The following is a 4,987-nucleotide window of genomic DNA, read 5'->3' on the forward strand; positions in this document are numbered from 1 at the left end:
GGCGGCGGGGGGTTCTCAACCCGCCCCCCCCCCCACACCCCACACAAATGCCCCCAGACCCCCCCCCCCACCCCCACCCCCCCCCCCCCCGCCCGCGCGGGCCGCCCCCCGCCCCCCCCCCCCCCCCCCCCCCCCCCCCCCCCCCCCCCCCCACGGCCGCATGGTCGGTCAGTGGGCGGTGAGGCCGGTGAGGAGGAGGGCGAGCCATCGGGCGCGGGCGGTGGGCGGCTGGTCGGCGGGGAGGGTGGAGAGCATCAGGTACAGGTCGTCGAGGGTGAAGTCGGCGCGCAGGGCGCCCTGAGCCTGTGCGCTGAGGATGAGCCGGCCGAGGGCCTGGGTGACGCGGGTTTCCACAGCCTGCATGGCGGGGTGGGCGGTGTGGTCGGCACTGAGCGCGTGCGCGGCTGCTTTGACGGCACGGTTGTGGGCGACCGTGTCCATGACGCGGTTGAGGAAGCCGGTGAGCTCCGCCATGGCGGGTGAACCTTGGGCCTCGCGTTGCAGGCACTCTTCGGCGTCGTCGGCGAGTGTTTCGAACGAGGCGGCGATCGCGGCTGTGACCAGGTCGTTCTTGTTCGGAAAGTGCTTGTACAGGGTGCCGACCGCGACGCCCGCGGCAGCGGCGATCTGCTCCATCGACACCTCGGGCCCGTGCTCGGTGATCTGCTGATGCGCCGCGGTCATGATCCGGGTGCGGTTGCGGGCCGCGTCGGCGCGTAGCGGTCGGGGTGAGGTCATGGGGCCCTCCGGAACCGTTTGACGAAAGGTGAATGATGCTTCACTCTACAAGGTGAAGCACCATTCATGTTATGGAGGTTGATCATGGCCAGCACGACCGACCGGTGGACCGAACAAAACATCCCCGCCCAGGACGGCAGGGTCGCCGTCGTCACCGGCGCCAACAGCGGCCTCGGACTGCAGACCGCGCGGGCCCTGGCCGAGCACGGCGCGCACGTCGTCCTCGCCGTGCGCAACCCCGACAAGGGCCGCCAGGCACTCGCCCGCATCCGCGAGAGCGCCCCGGGCGCCAAGCTCAGCCTCCAGCGCCTGGACCTCGCCTCCCTCAAATCGGTACGCGCGGCCGCCGATGAGCTGCACACCGCGCACCCGAAGATCGACCTGCTCATCAACAACGCGGGCGTGATGTACACGCCCCGGCAGAAGACCGAGGACGGGTTCGACATGCAGTTCGGGGTCAACCACCTCGGGCACTTCGCGCTCACCGGCCTGCTGCTGGACCTGATGCTGCCCGTGCCCGGCTCCCGGGTGGTCACCGTCAGCAGCTTCGGCCACCGCATCCGGGCCGGCATCCACTTCGACGACCTGCAGTTCGACCGCTCCTACAACCGGGTTGTCGCCTACGGGCAGGCCAAGCTGGCCAACCTGATGTTCACCTACGAACTCCAGCGCCGCCTCGCCCCGCACCACACCACTATCGCCGCCGCCGCGCATCCCGGGGCGGCGGATACCGAACTCCAGCAGAACCTGAGCGGCCCGCTGCGCAAGGGGGCCAACCTGCTCCAGCCTCTGCTGGCCCAGCCGGCCGCCATGGGAGCTCTGCCCACCCTGCGGGCGGCCACCGATCCCTCCGTCACCGGCGGCCAGTACTACGGCCCCGACGGCTTGGCCGGAACTCGCGGATACCCCGAGGTGGTCAGCTCCAGCAAGAAGTCCCACGACACAGCCGTCCAGCAGCGCCTGTGGGCCGTGTCCGAACAGCTCACCGACGTCACGTTCCCCGTCTGAGGCGTCCACCCGCCATCCGGACGACCGCGGTGCGGAGGCCGGACGAAGCGCCGACGACGAGAAGGAAACCCGACACCGGGCGGAGTGTGCGGCAGTGCCGCCCGCGAGGGCGGCGGCCGGCCTCGGGAAAGCAGGGTCGGTCAGGCGTCTGGCCAGGTCCGCAACGGTGTGTTCGGCGCATGGGAGCGGCGGAGCGTGCGGACCGGCCGCGCGCCCGCCCACACCGCCCCGCCGACGCTGCGACCTGCCCACGAGCTGTCCTCACATGCTGTTCACATGCAGGGGCTCCTACGGTGGTGGTGTGCGGGTGCTGGTGGTGGAGGACGAGGTCCGCACGGCGGCGCTGCTGCGGCGCGGGCTGTGTGAGGAGGGGTATGCCGTCGATGTCGCCGGGGATGGTCCGGAGGCGGTGTGGCGGGCGGAGGAAAGCCCCTATGACGTGATCGTGCTGGATGTGATGCTTCCGGGTTTCGACGGTTTTGAGGTGTGCCGCATGCTGCGGGCCGGGGGATGCTGGTCGCCCGTGTTGTTGCTGACGGCCCGGGACGTGGTCACGGATCGGGTGCGGGGGCTGGACTCGGGTGCGGACGACTACCTGACCAAGCCGTTCAGCTTCGCCGAACTGTTCGCGCGGCTGCGGGCACTGGTACGGCGCGGGGCCGGGGAGCGGCCCGCGGTCCTTGCCGTGGGTGATCTGCGGCTGGACCCGTCGAGTCGGCGGGTGTGGCGTGGGCAGTCGGAGCTTCAGCTGTCGCCCAGGGAATTCGCGCTGCTGGAGCTGTTCCTGCGGTATCCCGGCGATGTACTGAGCCGCACCCGGATCCTGGAGCACGTGTGGGACTTCGCCTACGACGGGGTGTCCAACGTCGTCGACCAGTACGTGGCCTACCTGCGCCGCAAGATCGACGAGCCCGGCGGAGAATCCCACGTGGAGACCGTGCGCGGAGCTGGATACCGGCTGCGGGTGCCGGCTCCCGCGAAGGGCGGATGAGCGGTCATGCCTCTGAGGTGGCGGCTGGCGCTTCTGTTCGCGCTGGGCACCGCGTTCGTCATCGCCACCGCCGGGCTGCTGTTCCTCCAGCAGCTGACGGCAGGTCTGAACAATTCCCTGGACTCCACGCTGCGCATGCGGGCCGACGCGGAAGTTGCGCGCCTTGCCTCCGCGCGGCCGCTGCCGCCGCTCCCTCCGCCCCCGCCTTCCGAGAGCCGGGACAGAGGCCAGCAGGAGGGCCAGCACGGCCAGAGCCCGGGATCCGACGACATCACACAGGTCCTCGCCCGCGACGGCACGGTGCTGGCGACCACCGACCCGGCCGGCCGGCAACCACTGGCGGACACCACGCAACGGTGGGCCGCCCCACACGCCCCGGTGAGGTTCACCACCACTGTGGAGGGCGAAAAGTACCGGATGCTGGCCGTGCCGGCCCGCCTTGGCGCCCAGCCCGTCCTCGTCGTGGTGGGCACCGGCTCCCATCTGGTCGAAGAGGCGACCGCACGCACCAGCACCGCGCTGTGGATCGCCGGACCCCCGGCCGTCGTCCTCGCCGGGCTCGGTGCCTACGCCCTGACCGGCTCCGCGCTGCGCCCGGTGGAACGCATGCGACGACGCCTGGCAGACATCTCCGAGCACGACACCACAGCCCGCCTCCCACTGCCCAGCACCCGCGATGAGATCGCGACGCTGGCCATCACCATGAATGCCGTACTGGACCGCCTGGCCCAGGCCCTGGCCCGGGAACGCAGTTTCATCGCCGACGCCGGCCACGAACTGCGCACTCCGCTGACCACGCTGAAGGCCGAGCTGGAACTGGCGCGCAGGCCGGGCCGCCCCCACCACGCACTGGTGGACGCGATCACCGCGGCGGCGGACGACACCGACCGGCTGATCAGGCTGGCCGAGGACCTGCTGGTACTCGCCCGCGCGGACGAAGGCCACGCCTTCCTGCGAACCGCACCGACAGCCCCCGCCGACATCCTGACCCGAGCGGTCCACGCGGCTTCGGCACGCGCCCACCCCCGCGGCGTCCGCCTGAACCTGCACGCCGACGCGCAGGTGCGCATCGTGGCCGATCCCGACCGGCTGCGCCAGGCGGTGGACAACCTCCTCGACAACGCCCTGCGCCACAGTCCGGACGGCGCCGTCATTGACGTGACGCTCAGCACCCCTCACGGGCCCGGAGCCGATGTCGCCGTGATCGAGGTACGTGACCACGGGCCCGGCTTCCCGCCCGCGTTCCTCCCCCTGGCCTTCGAGCGGTTCCGGCGCGCCGATGCCGCACGGGCCCGGGCAGGCGGCGGCGCCGGGCTGGGCCTGGCGATCGTGCGGTCCATCGCAGAGGCCCACGGCGGCAGCGTGGTGGCGGACAATCCCGAGGGAGGCGGCGCCCGGGTCCGCCTGGAGCTCCCGCTCGCCCCCGGTCCGCCCGCGTGAGCACGGGCCGGCTCGGCCGGGACATGGGGCGCCTCGTATGGGTCCGGCCACCGGCGGGCGGCCCTGCGGCGCCGTGCGCGGATCCGGCGCTGGTCGGGAATCCTTCCGCGGGAGCTTCACTCAAGGCACTCAACCGTTCCCGCAAGAGCACGTAGAGCATCAGCGCACCGTGGAGCGGTCCGTACCCGATCGAGCCGCCGCACTGGGAGATTCAGTCACCCAGCGCGGATTCCTCCGTGTCAGCCTTCACATCGGCCCTACACGGTCGTCTCATGAGCCGCTTTGCACACTGAGGGCATCAGTACCTCGATCCGTTCGGAAGGCGGACATCATGAAGGTCAACCGGAAGATCGCAGCCACGGCGGTCGTCGTCCTGACCATCGGCGGGGCAGGGATCGGCTCTGCCATCGCCGCGTCCAGCCCAAGCCCCGCTCCGGCTACGTCCGTCGTGCGACAGGACACGCCGCCGGAGCCAGCCGGACCGGACACGGACAACATCCAGCACGGCGACCAGAACGCCCCCGACAACGAGCGGCAGGGCGAACACGGTCAGGCGGAGACCCCGGATGCCGCCGACGGCCCCGACGGGCACGCCGACGCGTCCGCAGGCGCCCAGCACGAAGCGGGCAGCGCCGAGAAGTGAGAGAACAACTGACGATCGGGGCGTCGGCTGCGACCTCAACACGCGGCCGGCGCCTCCTTCTCGGAGCCCGGTGACCTGGGCGGCGAAGAGCACCTCGCTGCCCTCGGCCTTCGCCTTCGCACGGACCGCCGGCCAGGTCTCCTCCCGCCAGACGCGCACCGCCGCCG

5 protein-coding genes are annotated in these 4,987 nt (G+C 71.6%); 4 read left to right on the forward strand and 1 reads right to left on the reverse strand.

All coding sequences use genetic code 11. The features are described 5' to 3' along the window. Positions 1-168 precede the first annotated feature (168 nt). Positions 169-738 carry a TetR/AcrR family transcriptional regulator gene (locus ACIRP7_RS45515; RefSeq protein WP_403672941.1) on the reverse strand — a complete coding sequence of 190 codons (570 nt, stop codon included), beginning with the start codon at positions 736-738 and terminating at the stop codon, positions 169-171. 84 nt (positions 739-822) lie between these two features. On the opposite strand from ACIRP7_RS45515, the gene ACIRP7_RS45520 reads away from it, so the two are divergent. The 4 genes from ACIRP7_RS45520 to ACIRP7_RS45535 all read left to right on the forward strand — a co-directional run bounded on the left by ACIRP7_RS45520 (position 823) and on the right by ACIRP7_RS45535 (position 4,820). Further along, complete coding sequence (locus ACIRP7_RS45520) at positions 823-1,746, forward strand: SDR family NAD(P)-dependent oxidoreductase (RefSeq protein WP_403672944.1); 924 nt, start codon at positions 823-825, stop codon at positions 1,744-1,746. A gap of 301 nt (positions 1,747-2,047) precedes the next feature. Then, positions 2,048-2,737, forward strand: a complete 690-nt coding sequence (locus ACIRP7_RS45525) for a response regulator transcription factor (RefSeq protein ID WP_403672947.1) — start codon at positions 2,048-2,050, stop codon at positions 2,735-2,737. A 6-nt stretch (positions 2,738-2,743) separates the two neighbouring features. Further along, complete coding sequence (locus ACIRP7_RS45530; protein ID WP_403672949.1) at positions 2,744-4,177, forward strand: ATP-binding protein; 1,434 nt, start codon at positions 2,744-2,746, stop codon at positions 4,175-4,177. Positions 4,178-4,508: 331 nt separating this feature from the next. Then, on the forward strand, positions 4,509-4,820 hold the full coding sequence (locus ACIRP7_RS45535) for a hypothetical protein (RefSeq protein ID WP_403672952.1): 312 nt from the start codon (positions 4,509-4,511) through the stop codon (positions 4,818-4,820). The last annotated feature ends 167 nt before the right edge of the window (positions 4,821-4,987 follow it).

Origin of the sequence: Streptomyces sp. NPDC102270 (genome assembly GCF_044766405.1) — a bacterium.
GTDB lineage: Bacteria > Actinomycetota > Actinomycetes > Streptomycetales > Streptomycetaceae > Streptomyces.